The sequence below is a fragment of the Acinetobacter sp. SM34 genome, assembly GCF_022012365.1.
GTDB lineage: Bacteria > Pseudomonadota > Gammaproteobacteria > Pseudomonadales > Moraxellaceae > Acinetobacter.
This window is the reverse complement of the sequence record NZ_JAKLTP010000001.1, coordinates 338,505-363,234: the sequence shown is the minus strand read 5'-3', so window position 1 is coordinate 363,234 and position 24,730 is coordinate 338,505. Positions and strand designations below refer to the sequence as shown.

Sequence of the window (24,730 nt, the reverse complement as noted above, 5' to 3'; positions counted from 1 at the left end):
AGACACGCCCTAAATACATTACAAAAAAAATTTACCAATAAATCTCAAAATTTGTGTGGTGTGGTGCGTATTGCTGCTCCAGAATTAATAGTCACAGAGATATTGCTACCATCTTTTAAAAAATTCTTAGATGAATATCCTGAAATTAATATTGAATTAATTACTGGAATTAACTCTGTTGGTATTGCAAAAGGTGAAGCTGATATTGCTTTGAGATTAGTTCGACCAGAACAAGGAGCTTTAACTGTCAAAAAAGTTGGAATGATGTCTAGTGGTTTATATAGATCGCCTTCAATTATAGAGGATATTCAGGAATCTAAATTGATAGGATGGGATACAAATATTGACCTCCCTTCATCACGTTGGCTGAAAAAAATTACAGGAAGAGAACCTGATTTAAAATTCAATAACTTAACAACACAAAAAGTAGCTATTCAAGCAGGGTTAGGAATTGGAATTCTTCCAAATTTTATAGCAACAGGACTGGAACGTATTGAACATCCCTATTTATTATAAGAATCACTATGGTTGATCACACATGCATCCAATATTTCAACACCACGAATTAGACTTGTCTACGATAAAATATCTGAAATTATTTTAGATAATGGATTATTCTAGATGAAGATAATCATTTTAAGAAATTCTAAAATTAACATAATACACCTTATACGAAATGCTTTTGATTTCCTTTTTTAAATCATAATCTTATCGTGTGGTAAAAAGCCCAGATCGGTAGGTCTGGGCTTTTTTAATGATTTATCATGTTCCACGCTCATTATTTAAGCACTGTTCCACAATTTTGATAAGCTCATATTAATAACGTTTGAGCCAATAGAATTAAAATTCAATAATTATAATTTTTTAACAGCAATATAAAGTCATAAACATTTTTTTAAACAATCAAAGAAAAACTCCTACCGCATAGCCACCACGCCCTAAATTTTGTAGAATAGCGGTTTTCCCTCATGGTGCTTTTTTATGACCGCCTGGACTGCTCACGTTACTGTCGCCACCGTTATTGAAAAAAACGGAAAATTCCTGTTTGTTGAAGAACATACAGCAGGTGTAACGCACACTGTCTATAATCAGCCAGCAGGTCATGTCGAGTGTGGGGAAACCTTAATTGACGCGGCTATTCGCGAAACCATGGAAGAAACAGGACATGCCATAGCAGTAGATTCCCTGCTTGGCATCTATACCTATACCCCGCCCATGTTTCCAGACCGCACCTATTTCAGATTTTGCTTTTTAGCACATGTACTGGAATACTTTCCAGAAGCTGAACTGGACAAAGGCATTGTCGGCCCACAATGGATGACGCTGGATGAATTGCTCGAAACTGGTCGTGCACGTAGTCCCCTAGTCATTAAAGCCGTCAAAGATGCCCTTTCAGGTCAGAAATATCCTTTATCGCTCGTTTATGAGCACCAAAATTCTCCCTTAATTTCAAATTTGGATGCTTAATCCTATGCAACAACGTGTCATCGTCGGTATGTCTGGTGGTGTAGATTCTTCTGTTTCTGCAGCACTTCTTCTTCAACAGGGTTATCAGGTTGAAGGGCTTTTCATGAAGAACTGGGAAGAAGATGATGGCACGGAATACTGCACGGCAATGGAAGATCTAGCCGATGCCCAAGCCGTTTGTGACAAGATTGGCATTAAACTGCATACCGCCAATTTTGCCATGGAATACTGGGATCGTGTATTTGAGCACTTTCTGGCTGAATATGCCGCAGGCCGTACACCAAACCCAGACATTCTATGCAATAAAGAAATCAAATTCCGTGCCTTCTTAGACCATGCCGTGAACTTGGGTGCAGACTTTATTGCAACCGGTCATTATTGCCGTCGCGGTGAAACCATGACCAACTCGCGCGGTGAAGAATACGCGCCTTTGTTACGTGGTTTTGACAATAACAAAGACCAAACTTACTTCCTGCATGCAGTCCATGGTCGTGAAATCAACAAGACCTTGTTCCCTGTAGGCGAAATTGAAAAACCTGAAGTTCGTCGTATTGCTGAAGAACTGGGTTTAGCGACCGCAAAGAAAAAAGACTCCACTGGGATCTGTTTTATTGGTGAACGTCGTTTTAATGACTTCTTAAAGCAGTATTTACCTGCCCAACCCGGAAAAATCCTGCTGGATAACGGTAAAGAGGTTGGTGAACATCACGGCTTAATGTACTATACGCTCGGTCAACGCGGTGGTATCGGTTTGGGTGGTCTTAAAGGCGCAGCCGAAGGTGCCTGGTTTGTGCTTTATAAAGATATTGAAAACAACCGCCTGGTGATTGGTCAGGGTCATGAACATCCACTGATGCAAAGTACTATACTTTGGAGTGAAGCGATTGACTGGGTGGCGGGTGAGCAGGATATTCCGGAAACAGGTTTCCGCTGTACCGCCAAAACCCGTTATCGCCAGCCCGATCAAGGTTGTATCATTTATAAAGACAGCGATATGCCAAATGGTGTACGCGTTGAATTTGATGAACCGCAACGTGCGGTGACTCCAGGACAAAGTGTAGTGTTCTACGCAGATGAAGTTTGTTTAGGTGGTGGTGTGATTCATCATACCAATGCCCCTAAACCTGATTTTATTTAAAAGGAAGCGACAGGCATGGCTGAGTTACCCTTTCAACAGCCTCAGACTTTGAATGTACGTCAGAACCGTGCTTTGGCGTTGGCAGCTGTGTTTCAATCGACACAGCTGACCCATATGACGGCCATGTCGGGACAGCAGAGTATTGGCGAAAATGGCAGCTTCTATCTGGAGCAACTGATTAAAGCCAGCCTGAACATCCGTCCTACCGCCAATGAATCCTGCCAAACCTTAGACTTCTTTAATCAACTTGCCGATATTTCCCTCGGTTTAAAAACCTTAGAAAGCAGTATTACCCAGCCCTTTAATAGCTCTCCTAAATCTCGCTTACCCAAACTCTCTAACGCCAAACTGCCGATGAGCTATGCCATGGCATTGTTACAGTTAGAGAAAAAAGTCTATAGCACTCCCAAATTTGTTGAAATCATTGAACAATCACAACAAAAAATTCTAAAACAGCTGTCTTTTTTCGATAATAACTATCTGCATCCCAGCATTATTGCCAACCTTGCCCAAACCTATATCGACACCGCGGGACAAATTAATCCGCGGATTATGGTCAAGGGCAATGCCGAAGCTTTTAAAGATAGTGCCCATACCAACCGAATTCGCGCTTCCCTGTTTACTGGCCTGCAACTGGCGCACTTGTGGCGTCAGCTCGGAGGCAGTTCATGGGGCATGATTTTCAGTAAGCGTAAGCTGCTCCAAGATATTCAAGATCTTGCTCGTTTACAGTATCAGGTGGTCTAACTGATGTTGTTCGAGCTTTCTGTTTTACGTTTAATTCCAAAGTTTAAGGAATCGCTATGAACGCTTTAACCGCACTTTCTCCATTAGATGGACGTTACGCTAGCAAATGTGATGCTCTACGTCCTTTCCTCTCTGAGTTTGGTTTAATCCATGCTCGTGTGACTGTTGAAGTGCGTTGGTTACAAGCGCTTGCAAACCGTCCAGAAATCACTGAAGTTCCAGCGTTTAGCGCAGAAACCAATGCAGCGCTTGATGCAATTGTGGCTAACTTCTCTGAAGACAATGCAAACCGTATTAAAGAAATTGAACGTACCACGAACCACGATGTAAAAGCGGTTGAGTACTTCTTGAAAGAACAAATTGCTCACATTGATGAACTTAAAAATGCCGGTGAGTTCATTCACTTTGCTTGTACATCTGAAGACATCAACAACTTGTCTCATGCATTAATGTTGAAAAATGGTCGTGAAGTTTTAGTTGCAGCTATGCAACAAATCATCGATTCAATCGTTGCATTGGCTGAAAAACACGCTGAACAACCAATGTTGTCTCGTACTCACGGTCAAACTGCAAGCCCAACAACTTTGGGTAAAGAAATGGCGAACGTGGCTTACCGTTTAGCTCGCCAAATCAAACAATTTAAACAAGTTGAGCTTCTAGGTAAAATCAACGGTGCGGTAGGTAACTACAACGCGCACTACTCTGCTTACCCAGAAATCAACTGGCCTGCGCATTCACAAGCATTTGTTGAATCTTTAGGTTTACAGTTCAACCCGTACACCACTCAAATCGAACCACATGACTACATGGCGGAACTTTTTGATGCATTACGTCGTTTCAACACCATCCTGATCGACTTTAACCGTGACGTTTGGGGTTATATCTCTCTTGGTTTCTTCAAACAACGTTTGAAAGAAGGCGAAGTTGGTTCTTCAACTATGCCACACAAAGTAAACCCAATCGACTTCGAAAACTCAGAAGGTAACTTGGGTATTGCGAATGCAGTACTTGCACACTTAGGTGAAAAACTTCCTGTATCTCGCTGGCAACGTGACTTAACCGACTCGACTGTGCTTCGTAACATGGGTGTTGGTTTTGCGCAAAGCTTGATTGCTTTTGAAGCTTGCTCTAAAGGTATTGGTAAACTTGAACTGAATGCTGCACGCATTCTTGAAGATCTTGACCATGCTCAAGAAGTGCTTGCTGAACCAATTCAAACGGTAATGCGTCGTTACGCAGTTGAAAAGCCATACGAGAAATTAAAAGCCCTGACTCGTGGTCAAGCAATGACTCGTGAGATGATGGTTGATTTCGTAAACGGTAACGAACTTGAAGCTGTTCCTGCTGCTGAACGTGCACGTCTTGCGACAATGACACCTGCAACTTATACAGGTAATGCTTCAACTCAAGCGAAACAGGTTAAAGATTTAATTTCTAAAATTTAATTCGAAATAAATCTAAAAAGCGAAGCTTCGGCTTCGCTTTTTTATTAGAATAGAATCTGTTGATAATTCATCTATGTTTGTAACCACATAAGCCATTGATAAAATTTCAGCACTCCCCATAAAACTTTGCCAATACAAGAAATAATGATTGAATATCAATTGAACATCAAACACTGGCTTGCACTTGCAGTTATGGCGGTTGCGGTAATCATCGCCAGTATTCATCCTTTAGAATTTGAAGCATATTTAATGCATCAAGCAGGTACTGTGTTTATGCTCGTGCTGTTATTGCTTACCCAAAAGAGAATTGGCCTGAGTTTTTACAGTTTTGCGCTTTATCTGGTTTTTTTACTGATTCATATTGTGGGGGCACATTACCTGTATTCCTATGTGCCCTATAACGAATTGCTCATTCAGTTGTTTAATTTTGACCTTAATCAATCAATGGGCTGGTCACGCAATATGTATGACCGTTTGGTGCATCTTGCCTGTGGTGTACTGCTCTTCCCTGTGCTACTGCGGCTGTTTCATGTATGGCTGCCTGAGGCTAAACCTTTCATGCTGTTTTTATTGGTGGTGCAGTTTATTATGGCCACCAGTTTAATTTATGAATGGCTTGAATGGTGGATTGCTATTGGTTTATCCCCAGAGGAAGCAGAAAATTATAATGGGCAGCAGGGAGATATATGGGATGCACATAAAGATATGCTGCTTGCAACCATTGGCGCGATTATTTCTGGCGTGATCTGCTTAATGAAAACGTCCAAACCTAGCTAATACCGAAATAACAAAGCTTCTACATCAATTTTTTTATTGCTGAATTAGGGTCGGCTCCATCCATTTTAAAATTATCGATTCGGATAACTGTGAATTTTTCTGACGATCATGAAATTCAAAACAAATATGATCGTCTTTATTCTTACGCGCCAAGTTTTCAACAAACCGAAAATGGCGGAAATATTGAGAATCATCTAGTTGTAGCGTAATTCGCTCAAAACTTTCATGCCTGCTATGACGTCCACCTGTAGAATATTTTTTATAATACTGCACCGTACCACAAGCAGTTGACACAGTTATCGACTTATTATTATTTAAATGCAGTCCATAGCCAAAAATTAAAAATCCAGGAAGCATCAATAAAAATGGAGCACCCGCTTTCCAATCATCTGGCTTGACCTTAGGAACAATGTAAAGAATGGCATAGACTGGCAATCCGACAATGCACATTAACCCCAAAACAATAAGAAACGTCGCCATTTTATAGATAAACAATCAAGTAGTTATGAAATAATACTAGCATAAGTATTTAATATAGCTAAAAAAAGCACACCGAAGTGTGCTTTAAAAAGCATAATCAAACTTTATGATTAAAGTTTCGGATCACGCATTTGCACTAAACTTGAGTTGCTACTCGCTAAAGTTTCCATGATTTTATTCATGACTGCAGGTACTAAACCATCAGCCATTTGAGCTGCCTGTAAACCCAGTTTCTCACCTAAAGTTGGTTTACGGCGAGTTTCAATCACATATACATCATGCTGTGCCAATAAACCCAACAGATATTCATCAGAGGTTTTTAACTGATCGACCAAGTTCAATTCAAGCGCATCTTTACCATACCAATGCTCCCCGGTTGCCACTTTTTCAATATTCAGTTGGGGACGATATTTTTCTACAAAGTGTTTAAACAGCTCATGCGTCTGCTGTAACTCTTCTTCAAATTTGGCTTTACCTTCTGCGGTATTTTCCCCAAACATGGTAACGGTACGTTTGAACTGACCTGCGGTATAAAGTTCAAAGTCGATGTGCTTTTCTTTGAGCAAGCGGTTAAAGTTCGGCACCTGTGCAACCACACCAATTGAACCAACCACGGCAAATGGAGCAGAGACAATTTCATTGGCAATACACGCCATCATATAACCGCCACTGGCTGCGACTTTATCGACACAAATGGTCAGGTTAAAGCCGGCATCACGCAAACGCACCAGTTGTGCCGCAGCCAGACCATAACCATGTACCATGCCACCCGGACTTTCCAGACGAACCACTACGCGGTCACGGCCTGCTTTTGCAGTGGACAAGATCAGGGTAATTTCTTCACGTAGATTTTCTACTGCGGATGCAGCAGTATCGCCCTTGAAGTCGAGTACATAAATTTTTTGATTATTTTTTTTACGTAAACGTGCTTCTTTGGAAAGCTGTTGAGTCAGTTGCAATAGTTCAAATTTAGATGCGGTAACTTGTGCAATTTTTTTACGCTGTTCATTTACACGGGCATTTAAATGGCTGATACGGATTTCAGCAGGCAATTTAGGGTTGTGAAATAACATACAGATATAAGCTCATTTAATTCATATTTATATTGAATAAGATGTGGGCATTGATGCAAAAATTCAATTTATATTTTGCAAATAATTATCATTGATTAAAAACGACAATAAAATAGCTCTAGCTGTATAAATCCATACTTCAGCATAACCATAAAAAAAGAGCCTGACGGCCCTTTTTTTATACACATAAAGATTAACCAAAGCGACCGGTAATATAAGCTTCCGTCAATTGATGATCTGGCTGAGTGAAGACTTTTTCAGTTGAATTGACTTCGATCAAGTCACCCAAATGGAAGTATGCAGTACGGTCTGATACACGTGCTGCCTGTTGCATCGAGTGAGTGACAATGGCAATGGTATATTGAGTTGAAAGCTCTGAAATCAGCTCTTCAATTTTCGCCGTTGCAATCGGATCCAGTGCAGAACAAGGTTCATCCATCAAAATCACTTCCGGACTCACCGCAATGGTACGCGCAATACATAAACGCTGCTGCTGACCACCTGAAAGACCTGTACCCGGCTGGTTTAAACGGTCTTTGACTTCATCCCACAGCCCTGCTTTATGCAGGCTATTTTCCACAATTTCTTCCAGGTCGTATTTATCGCGCGCCAAACCATGCAGTTTAGGGCCATACGCCACGTTATCAAAAATTGATTTCGGGAATGGGTTCGGTTTCTGGAATACCATACCGACTTGTGCACGCAGTAAAACCACATCAAGATTCGGGTCATAGATATCCTGATTATCCAGCATCACCTTACCGGTCACGCGACAGCTATCAATGGTGTCGTTCATACGGTTTAAGGTACGCAGGAAGGTTGACTTACCACATCCCGATGGACCGATAAAGGCAATCACTTCATTTTCATAGATATTGATGTCAATACCTTTAATGGCTTCTGCTTCGCCATAGTAAACATGAACATCTGAAGTGCTCAATTTAACATTAGAGGTCTCATTTTCTTTTTTGCTAGAAGTATGCGTATCGAATTGAGAAACAAATGCAGTACCCTGAGATTTTTTGTCTACTTCAGGAGCGGTAAACTGTTTCTGTTCTGGATTCACGGATTCATCCTGTTCTAAGGAATTTGTTTTTGATGTAGCGGTTACAGTATTCATATATTGTCCTCAATTACCAACGCACTTCGAATTTTTTACGTAACCAAATTGCAAGGCTATTTAATCCAATCAACAGTGCAAGTAACACAATAATGGCAGCAGCAGTACGTCCTTCAAAGAAGTTACGCAATTCATTACCTTGCCACAAGTAAATCTGTACTGGTAACGCAGTTGCCTGATCTAATGGTGTTGCCGGAATGCTCGCAACGAATGCGCTCATACCAATCAATAGTAGAGGTGCAGTTTCACCCAGCGCATGAGCGACACCAATAATAGCACCAGTCATGATCCCTGGAAGTGCTAAAGGTAAAACATGATGGAATACCGTTTGCACTTTGGAAGCACCTAACCCCAATGCCGCCTGACGAATCGAAGGTGGTACTGCTTTAAGTGAAGCACGAGTGGTAATGATAACCGTTGGCAGCGTCAATAAACTCAATACCAAACCACCGACCACTGGAGCGGATAATGGTAAATGCATCCAGCCGATAAAAATTGCAGCACCAAGCAAACCAAATACAATGGAAGGTACAGCTGCAAGGTTGTTAATGTTTACTTCAATAATATCGGTCCAGATATTTTTTGGTGCAAATTCTTCTAGATAGATCGCACTTGCTACCCCGATTGGAATCGAAATCAAGATGACAATCAACATCATGAATAATGAGCCCATGAACGCACCCGCCAACCCTGAAGTTGCAGGCGAACTACGTGAGTCTGGATTGGTAAAGATATTGGTATTGAATTTTCTTTCAAGAATATTTTTGGCTTGCAGATTATCTACAAGCTTACGTGTTTCGGGATCCAATTGTTGCTGATCATCTGGTAGAGAACGGTCAATTTTACCACTCATCCAGACATCCACGTTTGCATCAGCCAAGAAAGTCATTTCTTTCTTTTGACCAATCAAAGCTGGATCGGCAAACACCATATCACGTAAACGGTAAGCTTCTGAGCTGGTGTAAATACTGTTGAGGTAGTCACGTTGAGCTTCAAGGCTTGGATCTTTGGCAATCATGCCATTCACGATTAAGGCATCCCAATCCACCATACCCATTTGGGTTTGCCATTCGACATACCGTGTCTGATATTGCGCTGGGCTTTCATTGGTTTTTTGAGTTGGCTGTGGTCCGGCATTAATCACAGCTGGATCAAAATAAACCGGAACAGTGATGCTCGCCTGCCAGAATGCAGGTAAACCTTTCGATAGAATACTACCAAACAGCAAAGCAACAAAAAATAAGCCAACCACAACTGCAGACAGACCAGCTAAACGGAAGGTTTTTTCCTTACGATGGCGCTTTGCCAAAGTTTTTGAAATTCTATCCTTACGTTCTGTACGCATGTTAGCCGCTTCTTGAGGATCAAAGTCTTTTTGATCCATAGGAGATGTATTGGATGTACTCATTCGTATTGCTCGCGGTATTTACGCACAATGTAAAGTGCGATGATGTTCAAACCTAGGGTAATCACGAATAACGTAAGACCCAACGCAAATGCCACCAATGCTTGCGGGCTGGCAAAGTCAGTATCGCCGGTTAATTGTTTCACAATCGTCACGGTCACAGTTGACACAGCTTCTAGCGGATTGGCATGCAGTAATGGACTATTACCTGCGGCCAGAACCACAATCATGGTTTCACCAACTGCACGTGAAACAGCTAACAGGAACGCACCGGTAATCCCTGGTAACGCGGCGGGTAAGACCACCTGACGAATGGTTTCCGATTTAGTGGCACCTAAGCCTAGAGAACCATCACGCAATGCACGAGGAACTTGGGTAATGATGTCATCCGACAAGGAAGACACAAATGGGATAATCATAATCCCCATTACAAAACCAGCGGTTAATGCACTTGTTGCATTAATTTCCAGGCCTATATTATCTCCCAGCATCTTGAAGAATGGACCCATCACCATCATGGCAAAAACACCATATACAATGGTGGGAATACCTGCCAAAACTTCGATCGTCGGCTTGACCCAAGAGCGAAAGCCCGATGATGCATATTCAGCTAAATAGATCGCAATCATCAGCCCCACTGGTACTGCGACCAACAAAGCAATACCGCTGACCATGAACGTACCCCATAGCAAGGGTAGCAAACCATAACTTCCTTCAGCATTACCTGTTGTACTGAAACCCGGGTTCCATTCGGTGCCAAAGAAGAAATCGAATGGACTGACGAAACTAAAGAAGCGCATAGCTTCGCTGAACATCGACATAACAATGCCAATCGTGGTTAAAATCGCCACGCCTGAACACAAAGCCAACGCAATATTGATGGTTTTTTCGACCTGGTTACGTGCACGATATTGCTGGGATACATATTTTTTCGCCCAAACCAGCCCAACTAAAGCCGCACAGATCACCACTGCAAATTTAGCAAAATTACTAATAGTTTCAATTTTAGCTAACTGTTGTGCTGCTGCAATTTCATAAGCAGCTGCCTGGTCACTCACTCCAAAACCAGAAGCAATGGCTTGCACCCGGTCAATTAAAACTTCCACTCCGGCGCTATCTAATGTGGCTGCAATATTTGCAGGAACATTATTTAATACCACATGCCGCAAGATATTCGGTTCGACAATGTTCCAAACAAGTAAAATTAAAAGCGCAGGGATACCACACCATAAAGCCACCAATGCACCATAATATCCCGGACGAGAGTGCAGATTCGCAGTATTATTTCCCTTACCTGCCAGCTTACTGCTTTTAGATAATCCGATTTGATAAGCTACGGCAATCAAGGCCAATAACACACCTATGAGTAGCAGATTCATGTATTCTCCGGCATTTTTTCAATTTTCATGTTTTGAAAAATCCTTGTCAGTGCAAAAATGCTGGTGCTAGGAATCATCCTAGCACCAGCTTCTTTCATTACGATTACTTAACCGCTTTACCAGCTTTTAATGCTGCAAGAACTTTTGCACGTTCTTTATCAGACATTGAAATTAGACCAGCTTTTTCTAGCTTAGAACCTTTACCAGATACTTTTTTATTGATGAAGTATTCAGAGTACTGTTGTAAACCTTTGATTGATTTAAGGTGTTCACCTTTCACATAGAAGAACAATGGACGTGATACAGGATAAGAACCATTCAGAATGGTTTTCTCTGATGGCGTTACATTGTTCACGCTAGCCACACGCAATTTGTCACGGTTCTGGTCATAGAAACCTAAACCAAATACCCCAATTGCACTTGGAGAAGTTTTTAAGCGAGCCAGTGTTTCAGTATAATCACCTGCGATTTCAATCACTTTACCGTCTTTACGGAAATTAGCGCATGCTTTCTTCTGTGCATCTTTGTCTAATTTTTTGAAATAATCATAAGATTCACAACCGGCTTCAACCATTTTTTCCTGGAACACTTCACGCGTACCATGGTTTGAAGCTGGAATCACCAAAGTAATCGGTTCATTAGGCAATGCTTTATCAATCTGGTTCCAACGTGTATAAGGGTTGGCTACCAATTTACCGTTTGAAGGTAATTCTGCTGCCAGTGCTGCAAATACATGTTGTGGACGTAGTTTATATGCCGCTTTCTTTGAGTTAGACGCAAATACAATACCGTCATAACCTACTTTAACTTCAATCACCTGATTCACACCGGCTTTTTTACATGCAGCCAATTCAGAATCTTTAATCTTGCGCGATGCATTGGCGATGTCGATGGTATTATCACCTACACCCTGACAGAATTGTTTCAGACCACCTGAGGTACCACCTGAACCAACAACTGGTGTTTTAAACTGCGGGAAAGTATTGCCAAACTCTTCAGCTACAATACTTGCGTATGGTAAAACAGTTGAAGAACCAGCGATTTGAATAGTGTCACGAGCTGCATTTGCTGTGGTTGCTACAGCTGCCCCTGAAACTGCTAAAGCAAGTGCGATGTGATTTAAGCGCATTCTTTTCTCTCTTCATTAGATGCAATTTTGAAGTACGCCACTTTTTATTCAGTTTTGTACTTATTTCGTCCATTGCATTTTGATTTTAGAATATGACAAAGAAGTTACAGCATTGTGACGCTTTGATGATAATTATTCTATCCACTTTGATTTATAAAATTTTCCTTTAAATTCAATATGTAAAAGATTCTTTCAATGATAATAAAACTAAGCTGCTTAACGGCTAATTTGTAATAATTCTTATATCTGTCATTTTTATATGATCTAAACCCTGTATATTTTTTCAGAAAATCCTGAAATTGAAAATATATACACAAAAAAAGGAGATCCATTGATCTCCTTTTTTTAATACTCAATACAACTACATCGATTAATCAATCGCAGGTGTATATGTACCATCAGCAATCGCATCTTTAATACGGTCAGCTTCTGCAAGCACAAGTGCAAGCAAGTTCTTCACGTTTTCAAGTGTTGCTACCGGGCTTAAAGTGGTCATTTTCAATGATTGAACATCGCCCACTTTAGTTACACCAATATTCGCTTCACCGCGCGCAAACAACTCGTCTGCAACGTTCTGGTTTAATGTATCTAACAATTCAGCTGGATAGCCTGCTGGTACCACACGGAACAATACAGAAGCAAATTGTGGATCAACCAGCATCTCTAAACCAGCAGTTGCATTGATGTAGTCAGCCACTTCACGCGTCAACTTCACACCATGGTCGATCATCGAACCATAAAGCTCTTCACCCAATGCTTCAACTGTCATCCACAATTTCAACGCATCAAAACGACGTGTGGTTTGTAATGACTTAGACACCAGATTCGGCACACCATGTTCTTCATCATAAGCAGAGTTTAAGTACTCAGCTTCATAATGCATGAAACGGTAGTTCGCTTCGTCTTTCAACAAAAACGCGCCACAAGAAATAGTCTGGAAGTAATGTTTGTGGAAATCGAGTGTCACAGAATCAGACAATTCAATACCATCAAGCATAGAACGATAGTCATTTGACAGAATCAATGCACCACCCCATGCCGCATCGATATGCATCCACGCGCCATACTTGTTGGTGATGTCACGAATCGCTTTTAATGGATCGATCGCACCCGCATCGGTCGTACCTGCGGTTGCCACCACACATGCCACGATTTTGCCTTCAGCCTGAAGATGAGCCATGGTTTTTTCCAGTGCGTCTACGTCCATCTGTGCATTTTCATTCACAGGAACAGTGACCACAGACTGGAAGCCCATACCCATCATCGCCATGTTCTTTTGCACAGAGAAGTGTGCATTTTCAGAACAAATGACTTTGACATTACGCATAGCATCTGCAGGGATACCATCGCGCTGAACCGACCACGGATTGCCGTTTTCGTCTTTCCAGTTTTTCGCGATGCAGGCATCACGTGCAAGCAGCACACCCATCAAGTTAGATTGCGTACCACCAGAGGTGAATACACCAGCCTGACCTGACCCGTAGCCTACTTTTTGACGTAGCCAGTCAATCAGCTGCACTTCCATCAAAGAACCTGCAGGGCTTTGATCCCATGAGTCCATTGACTGGTTGGTTGCATTAATCAACACTTCTGCAATTTGACTAGCCACCATGGTCGGGCAATGCAAATGTGCTAACGAGTGTGGATGATGCACTTTCAAGCTTTTATTTAAGAAAAGCTCAACCATACGCTCAAGAGATTTATGTAAACCCATGCCTTCTTTTGAAGGATGAAACGCAATTGCGTTACGGAGCTCTTTAATGCTACCGCCGGTGTACATTTTGTCGTTTTGCAACCATGCTGAAACGGCTTTTACCGCTTCATCCATTGCCGACTGATAGTCAGCAATAGATTGTGCATCATTGCAGAATAACGCTTTACGATGTTCTGCAAAATCAACCATGTTACGCGCCTCGAGTTGCAACTAGTGCTTCAGCAAGTGCTTTCTTAAAGCGAACGATCACTTCTTCACATTCAGCTTGATTGATGATAAGCGGGCAAAGTAAACGAATGACCGTACCGTTACGACCACCTTTTTCTAACAACAATTTGTTGTCAAAACATGCGGCCTGGATTGCTGCTGCCAATTGAGAATCACCAGGGAAAGCACCCATATGATCTGCTTTTTGACGTTCATCAACAATTTCAACACCAATCATCAAACCACGGCCACGCACGTTACCAATACATGGGAATTCAACAACTAATTTTTTCAATTCAGCTTGTAAGAAATCACCACGCTCTTGCGCATTTTGTGCCAAGTTTTGTTCTTTGATGGTTTTAATGGTCGCAAGACCTGTACCCATTGCCAACTGATTACCACGGAAAGTACCGGTGTGACCCGCTGGCTGCCAAGCATCAAACTTACGCTTAATACCGAGTACTGCAAGCGGCAAGCTACCACCCACTGCCTTAGACATCACGACAACGTCAGGTTCAATACCTGCGTGTTCGAATGCGAACATTTTGCCTGAACGCGCAAAGCCTGCTTGAACTTCGTCAAGAATCAACACGATGTTGTGTTTTTCAGTCACTTCACGGATTTTTTTCAACCATTTTACAGGTGCAGTCACCACGCCACCTTCACCTTGAATCGCTTCAAGAATCACCGCTGCTGGCTTGGTTACACCACTTTCTACATCTTCAATGAAGTTTTCGAAATAATAAGTCAATGCATCAACACCCGCTTCACCACCGATACCCAATGGGCAACGGTATTCATGCGGATATGGCATAAACTGTACGCCTGGCATTAAGCCATTCACAGCATTCTTCGCAGACAGGTTACCTGTCATGGCCAAAGAACCGTGAGTCATACCGTGATAGCCACCTGAGAAGCTGATCACTGAGCTACGACCGGTATAGGTTTTTGCTAATTTAATTGCTGCTTCTGTACCGTCTGCACCAGACGGGCCACAGAACTGTAGGCAATACTCTTCCTTCCCACCAGGGAGCTGTTCAAGTAATGCTTCAGTAAATGCATCTTTTAAAGGTGTCGTTAAATCTAAAGTATGTAATGGCAAACCACTCGCAAGAGTGTCCTGAATACTTTGAATTACCGCAGGATGATTATGGCCCAAAGCCAATGTTCCTGCCCCAGCTAAACAATCGAGGTACTCTGTACCTTCAACATCAGTAACCCAACAACCTAAGGCTTTTGCTATCGCTAACGGCAATTTACGTGGATAGCTACGAACATTGGATTCCATCTGGCTTTGGCGAGTCAAATAGTATTCGTTAGTAGACTTAGTGGCAGGATTTACAGAAGAAACGCTCATATCGAATTACCATCTCTGATATGGGTTGAAAGAAATAAGTCGGGTGACTTGTGGTCCTTTGACTCGGTGCTTTATAGAATCTAGTTTGACGACTTGATTTTTTACATCATAACTAAACGGCGGATGATACAGAATTTTTCAATAAAATAAACAAGTTTTATAACTTTATCTGTCCAAAACCGATCGAAAAAAATATATCAAGCCAAATCTTAGATTGAATTATCATCTTACAGTGTGACAGGTTAAAGAAAACCTTATTTTTATAATTTTTTTATGCAAAAGATTGGATTAACGTAATTGCTTAAACTAAAGCACTTTAAGTATTTAATTTTTAAATGTTTTATTTACAAGTGCTTTTTTAAATAAAAATTAAATCGCTTACAATCTTGACACAAAGTCTACAAAAAATCCTCATGAAGTAGCGATACCATGCATACTAAAAGCTGAACCTTTCTTTACAAAAAAACAGGTAAAAATAATGCGATATTTAACTCTCTCCTCTCTGGTGCTTGCTGGCGTACTTTCAACGACTGCTTTTGCGCAGCAAATAGAACAGCTGAACTATAATTTAGTCAATGTGCAAGCTGAAGCAACACGTCAAATTTCCAATGATGAAATGCATGCGGTTTTATATATTGAAAGAAGCAAGAAACAGCCAGCCGAACTTTCTGCACTCATCACACAATTAATGAACCAAGCCATAGCAGCATCAAAAAAATATCCGCAAGTGAAAGTCGAAACGGGTGCTCAAAGCACTTATCCTGTTTATGACAATGACAGCCAAAAATTAAAAGAATGGCGTGGTCGGGCAGAAATTCGTTTAGAAAGTACCGACTTTAAAGCCGTTAGCCAATTGATCAGCGAATTGCAGCAAAACTTCCAGACCCAGTCTATCGAATTTACAGTTTCCGATACAAAACGTAAAAATGTTGAAAATGAATTGATGGTGGAAGCCTCTAAAAACTTTCAGCAACGTGCACAAATGTTGACTTCGGCATGGAATAAATCAGGTTATCAATTGGTCAATTTAAATCTGAATACCAATAACTATTATCCACAACCGGTGATGATGCGTGCCAACATGGCGAAATTTGCAGGTGCTGAAGCCGCCGATGCGCAAAATGTTGCTGCTGGCGAATCAAAAATTACTGTGAATGCCAATGGTTCAATTCAGTTTAAATAATTAAATGCTGATTTAAATAAAAACCGTGTACATACACGGTTTTTTATGCGCTAAATAGGCTAATTACAACAATATAGCGACAATCCTGTCGAATGTTTCATTTTATTTTTCTTGTAAAATCATCCCCTCTTTCTGTTTTTATCTCCCTCGCTTCCTACATGTCCATTTTTAGCAGTATTGCCTTTGCCCATTATTTTTCCGCATGACGGGATATTGGCAGATTTTTGCTGGCAGTTGCCTGGCTGGTGGCATGGTCACGGATTTATGTCGGTGTGCATTTCCCGATTGATATGCTGGGTGCCTTTATTTTGTCGTGGGCTGTGAATCTTGCTGGTTTAAAATTATGGAATCACTACTAGGCAAAACTACTGGCTTGGGTGATGTGGATGTATCAAAAATTATTCAGTCCGCTAATTCAGCGAAATTTAATGAAATAAACCCCTTAAAAGCATATAAAAAATCCCGCTCTAAAGCGGGATTTTTGAATCTATAAAACTTAATAGATCGCCATATGGTTACGATGAATCATCTCTAGCGAGCGAGCCTCCCCCAACACCTGATGCACTTTATCAGACGCCAAACCTTTTACGATTTCAGCTGAACGCGAACTGAAGTTGACTCGGCCAACAGCGATACGATGCCCTTCTATATCCACGCATTCAACCACATCACCACGCTCAAAGTGACCTTCCACCGCTTTCACTCCCACTGGAAGCAAACTGCGATGGTTTTCTTTAATCGCTTTGACTGCGCCATCATCCAACACCAAACGGCCAGCTGTTTGCAGGTGTGCAGCCAACCATTGCTGATGTGCGGTAATACGGTCATTGTCAGTAATAAACAAGGTACCGAGCAACTCACCCGACATTAAACGTGCCAGGACATTATCACTTTCACCGCTGGCAATCAGGGTTGGACAACCCGATTTTGCCGCCAGACGTGCAGCGCGCACTTTGGTCAGCATACCGCCACGACCAAATTTGCCGCCCCCGCCTGCCATGTCAAACAGGCTTTCATCCAAAGCACGAACGGTATGGAACAGCTTGGCATTTGGATTAGAACGCGGGTCTGAATCAAACATGCCTTGCTGATCAGTCAGGATAATCAGCAAATCGGCATGTACCTGACCGGCGACCATCGCAGCCAAGGTATCGTTATCACCAAAGCGGATTTCATCTGTGGATACCGTGTCATTTTCATTGATCACCGGAATCACGTGCCAGTCAATCAGGTTCTGCAAGGCATCACATGAATTGAGATAGCGACGTCGGTCTGCTAGGTCATCGTGGGTCAATAAAACCTGAGCCGTTTGAATGGAATGATTTTCCAAAACACTCGACCAGGTTTGAATCAACCCCATTTGACCAATGGCAGCACAAGCCTGAAGACTGGGTAGATCGGTGGGTCGATTCTCAAGTTTCATTCGCACCATACCTTCAGCCACAGCACCGGAAGACACCAGAATAATCTCATGTCCTGCATTGTGCAGATCTGCAATCTGTTTCGCCCAATGCGAAATTGCATCCAGATCTAACCCTGTTCCGTTTGCTGTGAGTAAAGATGATCCGATTTTAACAACGATTCGTTTACAAGCCTTGAGCTGACGTTGCCCATCTACCACTTCTATCATCTTGTCCTCAGTTACTCATATTTCAGAGCTTAACGTACGTAGTACACTTCCATTTCGCCATCATCACCGTCTTCATCATCATCGTCATCGCCCAAAATACCGGCAAGACGTTGTTGACGACGCATCTCGCGATACGCTTCTTTTGCTGCGATGGTTTGTTCACGTGTTTCAGCTTCAAGCTGGTCACGGAATGCTTTTAATTGTGCTGCGTATTCTGGATCTTCAGCTTCGAGTTCACGCTGTTTCTCGATTTCATCCATCAGGTAATACACAACATCTTTAGTTCCTTCAGACATAAGGCCCGAAGTTTTAAAGACTGGACCATTCCACTGCATTTCTTCAAGCAGATGGTTACACCATTCTTCACGAGTGTCTTCGGCCAACTGGTCAACCTTGTTCAGCACCAGTACCACTGGCAATTTGGAAAGTGTTGGGGAGAATTTTTTCAACTCATTCAAAATTGCTTTGGCATTGTGCGCAGGGTCTGAACCGTCAATCGGCTGAACATCGACAATGTGCAATAAAATACGGGTACGTGCCAAATGTTTTAAGAAACGAATACCCAGACCCGCACCTTCAGAGGCACCTTCAATCAGTCCTGGAATATCTGCCATCACGAATGAGCGATGGCTATCGGCATCCACTACACCCAGGTTAGGCACCATGGTGGTAAATGGATAATCTGCAACTTTTGGTTTTGCAGCAGAAACTGCACGAATAAAGGTCGATTTACCTGCGTTAGGCATCCCTAGCAAGCCAACATCCGCCAATACTTTAAGTTCTAAACGTACTTCACGGTATTCACCTTTGGCGCCGTGGGTACATTTACGCGGTGAACGGTTGGTAGAAGATTTGAAGTGAGTATTACCCAAACCACCTTCACCACCTGCTGCCACCATTACACGCTGGCCATTAGAGACCAAGTCACCGATAATATCGCCAGATTCTGTATCTACAATGGTAGTTCCAACTGGAACCAATAATACGGTGTCTTCACCGCCACGGCCTGCACAGTTTGCACCGCGACCATTTTTTGCACGTTCTGCACGGAATTTACGTGTATAACGATAATCTACAAGGGTGCTTGTATTGTCGTCGGCTTGAATATAAATGCTGCCGCCACGACCACCATCACCACCATCTGGACCACCAAATGGTACGAACTTTTCACGGCGAAAACTGGCTACGCCATTGCCACCGTCGCCAGCCTCTACGGTAATGACTGCTTCATCAACAAAGCGCATGCTGCCAATCCTCTAAAAACTTTAAAACCCCATATTCTGCCATATTTTAAAGGATTTCTCGAATAGAATTATTCAGCAATACTATAAATTTCGTTCAGCTTATTGTTTTTCTGGAAGAATAGCTTAACTCTATAGATAAAATTGAGGAGCATCAGAGCATTTATAAAATTGAGTGATCGTTACTATTGAGATCACCCAAATTAAATATCGGGCATCGCAATTTCATTGACAGCAGCCTAGCCAAAACCCCAGTTAACTTATTTTGCCACGCGTTGCTGATTCTCCAGAATCTCAGGCAAACTTTTTTCAATCCAGCCAATCAGATAATTCATTTTTTCTGCAGCTTGCGAACCTAAAATGGTCAACTGATATTCCACTTTGGGTGGTACCACTGGATAGACCGTACGTAAAATAAAACCATCCTGTTCCAGCATTTTCAGCGTCTGCGACAGCATCTTTTCACTCACCCCTTCAATGCGCTGTTTCAGCTCACTAAAACGATGTACCCCATCACTTAAACAGCGTAAAACCAATACCGACCATTTGTTCGCAAGATGTTCCAATATTTCTCGTGATGGACATGCTGTGGATAAAACTTGACCTAATAATTTACTGGTTGCGTAGGCTGTCATCAATTTTCTCCTGGGAGTAATAGGCTTACTTTTTGGTACGTACTTACATTTAGTAAGTTAACAGATTAAGATTTAGCCATCAAGTACATTTATTCAGCAACATTCAGAGGTTCATGTTATGAAAATTGCAGTCACAGGCGCAACAGGTCAGCTTGGTCAACTCGTCATTGAGTTTTTATTAAAAAATACCGCTGCACAAAATATTGTCGCCTTGGTTCGCACACCCTCCAAAGCCCTGGCTTTGACAGATCAAGGGGTTGAAGTACGTCATTTTGATTATGATCAGCCAGAAACATTAGAACCGGCTTTACATGGCATTGATAAACTTTTACTGATTTCAGCCAATGAAATTGGCCGCCGCACCCCACAGCACCAAGCCGTGATTGAAGCAGCGAAACAAGCAGACGTTCCTTATATTGCCTATACCAGTCTACTCAATGCAGATACTTCTCCTTTAGGTTTAGCGCAGGAACACCGTGAAACCGAAAGCCTGCTTAAGGCGAGCGGTATAAACTATACTTTTTTACGCAATAACTGGTATAGCGAAAACTACCTGGCTGGCTTAGCCCATACTATTGAAACCGGAACTTTATTCGGCGCAGCACAAAATGGTTTAATCAGTTCCGCAGCTCGGGCAGACTATGCAGAGGCAGCAGCCAAAGTATTAACAAGTTCAGGGCATGAAAACAAAACCTATGAACTTACAGGCTCAAGCAGTTTTAGCCTTGCGGATTTAGCGGGCTATATTTCGGTAGCCTCGGGTAAAACGGTAAACTACCAAAACCTCAGCGCTGAAGAATATACACAAGCCCTGATTCAGGCTGGTTTGCCCGTCGGCTTGGTCGAAGTGATTGTAGATGCAGATATACAAACCAAAAAAGGTGCAATGTTTAGCGATCGCAAAGACTTGGAACAGCTGATCAAGCATCCAACAACGCCAATACAAGCCTCAGTTCAGGCAATGCTTTAAATTTCACTGCCCTTTATCTTTATCCCTCTGTATGCTCAGGGGGATTTTTATAGTGATGTCGAGAGACCTTATAAATATTCGGCAAAGAAAGCCATCTGCCAATTTTTTTCAATGCAAAAAAAGAGCCTCAAATAAGGCTCTTTTTCATACTACTTTACAAATTATGCATTTGTTTCAGTAGGAATCTTAGGATAGCTTACGCCGCCCATTTGTTCCGCAATACGTAATACCTGGCAGCTATAACCCACTTCGTTATCGTACCAAACGTAGCAAGTTAAACGGTTGCCTGAAGTGATTGTTGCTTGCGCATCAAATACACCTGCAGTACGTGAACCGATAAAGTCAGAAGATACAACTTCAGTCGAGTTGGTATAACCGATTTGACCTTGAAGGTTAGAGTTGATCGAGATTTGACGAATGTATTCATTCACTTCTTCACGATCTACTTCTTTCTCAAGCGTTAAGTTAAGAATAGCAAGTGATACGTTTGGAGTAGGAACACGTACAGAGTTACCAGTCAACTTACCTTTAAGTGCAGGAAGTGCTTTAGCAACAGCTTTAGCAGCACCAGTTTCAGTAATAACCATGTTCAAAGTCGCAGCACGGCCACGACGGTCAGCTTTATGGTAATTGTCGATCAAGTTCTGGTCATTCGTGAACGAGTGAACTGTTTCAACGTGACCATTCAGCACTTTGTATTTGTCTTCTAACACTTTAAGTGTCGGAGTGATGGCGTTCGTTGTACAGCTTGCAGCAGAAATGATGGTGTCTTCATCAAGAATGTCGGCTTGGTTCACACCAAATACAACGTTCTTCATGTCACCTTTACCAGGTGCTGTCAAGATTACACGTGCAGCGCCTGGGCATTGAAGATGTTGAGCAAGACCTTCTGCATCACGCCATTTACCAGTGTTATCAATCACCAATGCATTGTTAATACCATAAGCAGTGTAATCCACTTCAGCTGGGCTAGATGCATAGATCACTTTAATGAAGTTACCGTTTGCAATAATTGCTTCGTTTTCTTCATCAACTGAGATTGTACCTTGGAACGGACCGTGAATTGAATCACGACGCAACAATGAAGCACGTTTTTCCAAATCGCCATCAGATGATTTACGCACTACAATTGCTTTAAGGTTTAAACCACGACCCAAACCTGATTGGCCAATGATTAAACGAGCAAGAATACGACCGATACGACCAAAACCGTAAAGAACAACATCTTTGCCTTCTACAGCCTTCGCACTACCTGCTAAAGATTTCACTGCATCAGCAACAAAAGCGTCTACATCGCCGCCTTTTTCTTTGAATTCAACAGCAAGTTTACCTAGATCAATTTCTGCTGAACCAATATTTTCAATTTTAGCTAAAGCTTCTAAAATCGGGAAAGTGTGAACCACTGAAAGCTCAACATCCATCACACGTGTACGGCGATGAGCTTTTAAAATTTGGATTACTGAACGGTTAACTAAAGAACGACCGTATACAGAAGTCACGATATTTTTTTCACGATATAATTGACCAATAAGTGCAATCATACGTTCCGCGATTTCTTCACGGTTTTTCCAGCGACCTTGGTGCTCTGCATGTAGGGCGATGATAGTGTCTTTGCTCACAGATACGTCCTCTAATTAATTGTATATCTAGGCATAAATTTCAAAACCCGGCAATTGTAAAGGAATTATCAGCAACTTTGAATCGAAAGCTGAATTTTCAATGCGCTTTTTACGATATATTCACTATAATTTTACAAAATAGTTGTAATTATTATAATGATTTTGCTTTTGAAATTTTTAAACCGCAATTTTTGCGGTTTAAAAAACTTTTTTGTTACATGTTGTTTAATCAAACAACCTAAGTTTTTATTCAATTTAGCAAATGGAGTCTATTTCAAACGATCCTGATAGTTTTCTACATTTTGATTCAGCGCCTGCTGTTTACGCTTTTGTTTGATGATATGAATTGTGCCTTCTACCACCAACAATAAAACAGCAATCCAGATGGGAATATACGTTAGCCATTCCCCTGCCTCAACCCGCTCACCCAGCACAATTGAAGCAAAGGCCAAAAGCACCGGTTCCAGATAACTGAGTAAGCCAAAAATTACAAAAGGCAGATAACGGCTGGCCAAAATATAACTGCCCAGTCCAAGTGCGCTTAAAAAGCCCAAACCGATAATGGCCCAGATCAGATGAGGGAAAGATCCCATCACACCCAAGGTGTCACTGTGAATAAAGCCCAAATAAAAAGCCACCGGCAAAATGAGGCATAAATCCCACCAGAAACCACCCAGATGATCCGTTTTAAAGACACGACGTAAAAAGAAATATAAGGGGTAAGCTAAAGCGACATAAACCGTTTCCCAGGCAATACTGCCGATACGCCAGATTTCATGTCCTACCCCTAAAATGGCCAAGATCACAGCTGCCAGCTGCCATTTCGATAGTTTTTCTTTATAAAGTACACAACCGACCAGCACCATCACCAAAGGCAATAAGAAATAACCGAGTGAAACTTGCAAGCCACGGCCATTGATGGGCCCCCACAGAAACAGCCATAACTGTGTGGTACACAAAATGGAACTAAAAATCAGCCAGATCAACAATACAGGCTGTTTAACAATACGTTTAAAAATCTGGGAAATATGCTGCAAATCCCCAGACCAGTACATAAACAGGGTTAAAAAAGGCAGCGTCACCAGCATCCGCCAGGCAAAAGTTTGTTCGCTATCAAATGGTTTCAGAAACTGGCTATAAAAATACAACACCCCAAAAGTAACAGATGCCAATATCGACAAAGCCAAGCCTTTATACATCTTTTACCTCAAGGATATTATCCATTTCATGCGCATACCGAATGATCCCAGAATAATGGATCATTCATCTTTTTTAAGTCAGGCTATAGTAGCAAATAAAAAACCATGCCTAAGCATGGTTTTGAACTTTTGTTAAATATTCAGTTTGCTATTTCACTGTCTGCTTGGTATGAATCACATCGCCCAAGTCATAGCCCACCGATTTTGCATATTCTAAATACTCTTTAACAACGGCCTGATCGGGTTGCGGGCTACGTGACAATACCCACATGTATTTGCGTCGCGGCTCACCGACTAATACAATTTGATAATCGTCATCTATTTTAAGCACCCAATAATCGCCACGACCCACAGGCAACCAGCGAATTGCATCAGGCAAGAAACTCACTTTTAATTTGCTATTAAACGGTGCATTTTGCACAAAAGCCTCACCAATAGACTGGTTTAGGCTGCCATCTTTGCTGTAACAGCGGTTGTCTACAGCAACATTGCCATTCTCGTTCAAGGTATAAGTCGCAGTGACATCACGATCACACTTGTTCTGGAAATATAAAGGTTTACGTGCCACTTCATACCAGACACCCAGATATTTATCCAGCTCAACCTTTTCCACTGTTTGTAATGGCTTGGTTTGTGCATAGGCCATGGTAGCCATACCCAGACCGAGCAATACTGCTCCACCCACAGCAATTTTCGCCAGTTTATAACTTGCTTTTGGAAGATTATTGGATGTCATAAAAATACCTTTCAGTCAAAATTTTAAATTCTTAAAATGCTTATACATTTAAAAGTAACGATTTCGACTGCTTCATACT

General features: G+C 41.8%; 23 protein-coding genes. 9 read left to right on the top strand and 14 right to left on the bottom strand.

Annotated features, from left to right (window positions below; all coding sequences use genetic code 11):
- From LZZ98_RS01700 to LZZ98_RS01675, 6 genes are all read left to right on the top strand, one after another.
- A partial coding sequence (locus LZZ98_RS01700; protein ID WP_237786383.1) for a substrate-binding domain-containing protein occupies positions 1-516 on the top strand: 516 nt, incomplete at its 5' end.
- Between the two features lie 465 nt (positions 517-981).
- The gene (locus tag LZZ98_RS01695; RefSeq protein ID WP_086175518.1) at positions 982-1,467 is read left to right on the top strand and encodes an NUDIX hydrolase; all 486 of its coding nucleotides are present in this window, start codon (positions 982-984) and stop codon (positions 1,465-1,467) included.
- A 4-nt stretch (positions 1,468-1,471) separates the two neighbouring features.
- Positions 1,472-2,605, top strand: coding sequence for a tRNA 2-thiouridine(34) synthase MnmA (mnmA, locus tag LZZ98_RS01690; RefSeq protein ID WP_237786382.1), 1,134 nt, complete (start codon positions 1,472-1,474; stop codon positions 2,603-2,605).
- A 15-nt stretch (positions 2,606-2,620) separates the two neighbouring features.
- The gene (hflD, locus tag LZZ98_RS01685) at positions 2,621-3,352 is read left to right on the top strand and encodes a high frequency lysogenization protein HflD (protein ID WP_237786381.1); all 732 of its coding nucleotides are present in this window, start codon (positions 2,621-2,623) and stop codon (positions 3,350-3,352) included.
- A 56-nt stretch (positions 3,353-3,408) separates the two neighbouring features.
- Complete coding sequence (purB, locus tag LZZ98_RS01680) at positions 3,409-4,797, top strand: adenylosuccinate lyase (RefSeq protein WP_237786380.1); 1,389 nt, start codon at positions 3,409-3,411, stop codon at positions 4,795-4,797.
- 144 nt (positions 4,798-4,941) lie between these two features.
- On the top strand, positions 4,942-5,574 hold the full coding sequence (locus LZZ98_RS01675) for a DUF2238 domain-containing protein (protein ID WP_237786379.1): 633 nt from the start codon (positions 4,942-4,944) through the stop codon (positions 5,572-5,574).
- A 33-nt stretch (positions 5,575-5,607) separates the two neighbouring features.
- On the opposite strand, the gene LZZ98_RS01670 is transcribed toward LZZ98_RS01675, so the two are convergent.
- The 8 genes from LZZ98_RS01670 to LZZ98_RS01635 all read right to left on the bottom strand — a co-directional run bounded on the left by LZZ98_RS01670 (position 5,608) and on the right by LZZ98_RS01635 (position 15,438).
- Complete coding sequence (locus LZZ98_RS01670; RefSeq protein WP_237786378.1) at positions 5,608-6,054, bottom strand: hypothetical protein; 447 nt, start codon at positions 6,052-6,054, stop codon at positions 5,608-5,610.
- 110 nt (positions 6,055-6,164) lie between these two features.
- The gene (gene sohB / locus LZZ98_RS01665) at positions 6,165-7,127 is read right to left on the bottom strand and encodes a protease SohB (protein WP_237786377.1); all 963 of its coding nucleotides are present in this window, start codon (positions 7,125-7,127) and stop codon (positions 6,165-6,167) included.
- 193 nt (positions 7,128-7,320) lie between these two features.
- Positions 7,321-8,247 (bottom strand): phosphate ABC transporter ATP-binding protein PstB, encoded by a 927-nt coding sequence (gene pstB, locus LZZ98_RS01660; RefSeq protein ID WP_237786376.1) that lies wholly within the window; start codon positions 8,245-8,247, stop codon positions 7,321-7,323.
- Positions 8,248-8,260: 13 nt separating this feature from the next.
- Complete coding sequence (pstA, locus tag LZZ98_RS01655) at positions 8,261-9,655, bottom strand: phosphate ABC transporter permease PstA (protein WP_237786375.1); 1,395 nt, start codon at positions 9,653-9,655, stop codon at positions 8,261-8,263.
- Positions 9,652-11,031 carry a phosphate ABC transporter permease subunit PstC gene (gene pstC / locus LZZ98_RS01650; RefSeq protein WP_237786374.1) on the bottom strand — a complete coding sequence of 460 codons (1,380 nt, stop codon included), beginning with the start codon at positions 11,029-11,031 and terminating at the stop codon, positions 9,652-9,654. Before pstC ends, pstA begins: the two co-directional genes overlap by 4 nt.
- Positions 11,032-11,134: 103 nt before the next feature.
- Positions 11,135-12,160, bottom strand: a complete 1,026-nt coding sequence (locus LZZ98_RS01645; protein ID WP_086175527.1) for a substrate-binding domain-containing protein — start codon at positions 12,158-12,160, stop codon at positions 11,135-11,137.
- Between the two features lie 370 nt (positions 12,161-12,530).
- The gene (locus LZZ98_RS01640) at positions 12,531-14,063 is read right to left on the bottom strand and encodes a pyridoxal phosphate-dependent decarboxylase family protein (RefSeq protein WP_237786373.1); all 1,533 of its coding nucleotides are present in this window, start codon (positions 14,061-14,063) and stop codon (positions 12,531-12,533) included.
- Between the two features lies 1 nt (position 14,064).
- Positions 14,065-15,438 (bottom strand): diaminobutyrate--2-oxoglutarate transaminase, encoded by a 1,374-nt coding sequence (locus LZZ98_RS01635; protein WP_237786372.1) that lies wholly within the window; start codon positions 15,436-15,438, stop codon positions 14,065-14,067.
- Positions 15,439-15,916: 478 nt separating this feature from the next.
- On the opposite strand from LZZ98_RS01635, the gene LZZ98_RS01630 reads away from it, so the two are divergent.
- The gene (locus LZZ98_RS01630; protein ID WP_237786371.1) at positions 15,917-16,621 is read left to right on the top strand and encodes an SIMPL domain-containing protein; all 705 of its coding nucleotides are present in this window, start codon (positions 15,917-15,919) and stop codon (positions 16,619-16,621) included.
- A 224-nt stretch (positions 16,622-16,845) separates the two neighbouring features.
- Entirely contained in the window at positions 16,846-16,980 is a 135-nt protein-coding gene (locus tag LZZ98_RS01625) for a phosphatase PAP2 family protein (protein WP_228146584.1), read from the top strand.
- 137 nt (positions 16,981-17,117) lie between these two features.
- Here the strand turns inward: LZZ98_RS01625 and proB are convergent, their stop codons facing one another.
- The 3 genes from proB to LZZ98_RS01610 form a co-directional block, all read right to left on the bottom strand.
- Positions 17,118-18,251, bottom strand: a complete 1,134-nt coding sequence (proB, locus tag LZZ98_RS01620) for a glutamate 5-kinase (protein ID WP_237786370.1) — start codon at positions 18,249-18,251, stop codon at positions 17,118-17,120.
- 29 nt (positions 18,252-18,280) lie between these two features.
- Positions 18,281-19,495: an Obg family GTPase CgtA gene (gene cgtA / locus LZZ98_RS01615; protein WP_086175541.1), complete on the bottom strand. Its 1,215-nt coding sequence runs from the start codon at positions 19,493-19,495 to the stop codon at positions 18,281-18,283.
- A 257-nt stretch (positions 19,496-19,752) separates the two neighbouring features.
- On the bottom strand, positions 19,753-20,127 hold the full coding sequence (locus LZZ98_RS01610; protein WP_086175542.1) for a winged helix-turn-helix transcriptional regulator: 375 nt from the start codon (positions 20,125-20,127) through the stop codon (positions 19,753-19,755).
- A gap of 118 nt (positions 20,128-20,245) precedes the next feature.
- Here LZZ98_RS01610 and LZZ98_RS01605 point away from each other — a divergent pair, with 118 nt between their 5' ends.
- Positions 20,246-21,097, top strand: a complete 852-nt coding sequence (locus tag LZZ98_RS01605) for an SDR family oxidoreductase (protein WP_237786369.1) — start codon at positions 20,246-20,248, stop codon at positions 21,095-21,097.
- A 161-nt stretch (positions 21,098-21,258) separates the two neighbouring features.
- Here the strand turns inward: LZZ98_RS01605 and LZZ98_RS01600 are convergent, their stop codons facing one another.
- The 3 genes from LZZ98_RS01600 to LZZ98_RS01590 form a co-directional block, all read right to left on the bottom strand.
- Positions 21,259-22,716 (bottom strand): glyceraldehyde-3-phosphate dehydrogenase, encoded by a 1,458-nt coding sequence (locus LZZ98_RS01600; RefSeq protein ID WP_086175544.1) that lies wholly within the window; start codon positions 22,714-22,716, stop codon positions 21,259-21,261.
- A gap of 269 nt (positions 22,717-22,985) precedes the next feature.
- On the bottom strand, positions 22,986-23,915 hold the full coding sequence (gene rarD, locus LZZ98_RS01595; RefSeq protein ID WP_237786368.1) for an EamA family transporter RarD: 930 nt from the start codon (positions 23,913-23,915) through the stop codon (positions 22,986-22,988).
- Between the two features lie 148 nt (positions 23,916-24,063).
- Positions 24,064-24,651, bottom strand: coding sequence for a lipocalin family protein (locus LZZ98_RS01590; RefSeq protein ID WP_237786367.1), 588 nt, complete (start codon positions 24,649-24,651; stop codon positions 24,064-24,066).
- Positions 24,652-24,730: the final 79 nt, after the last annotated feature.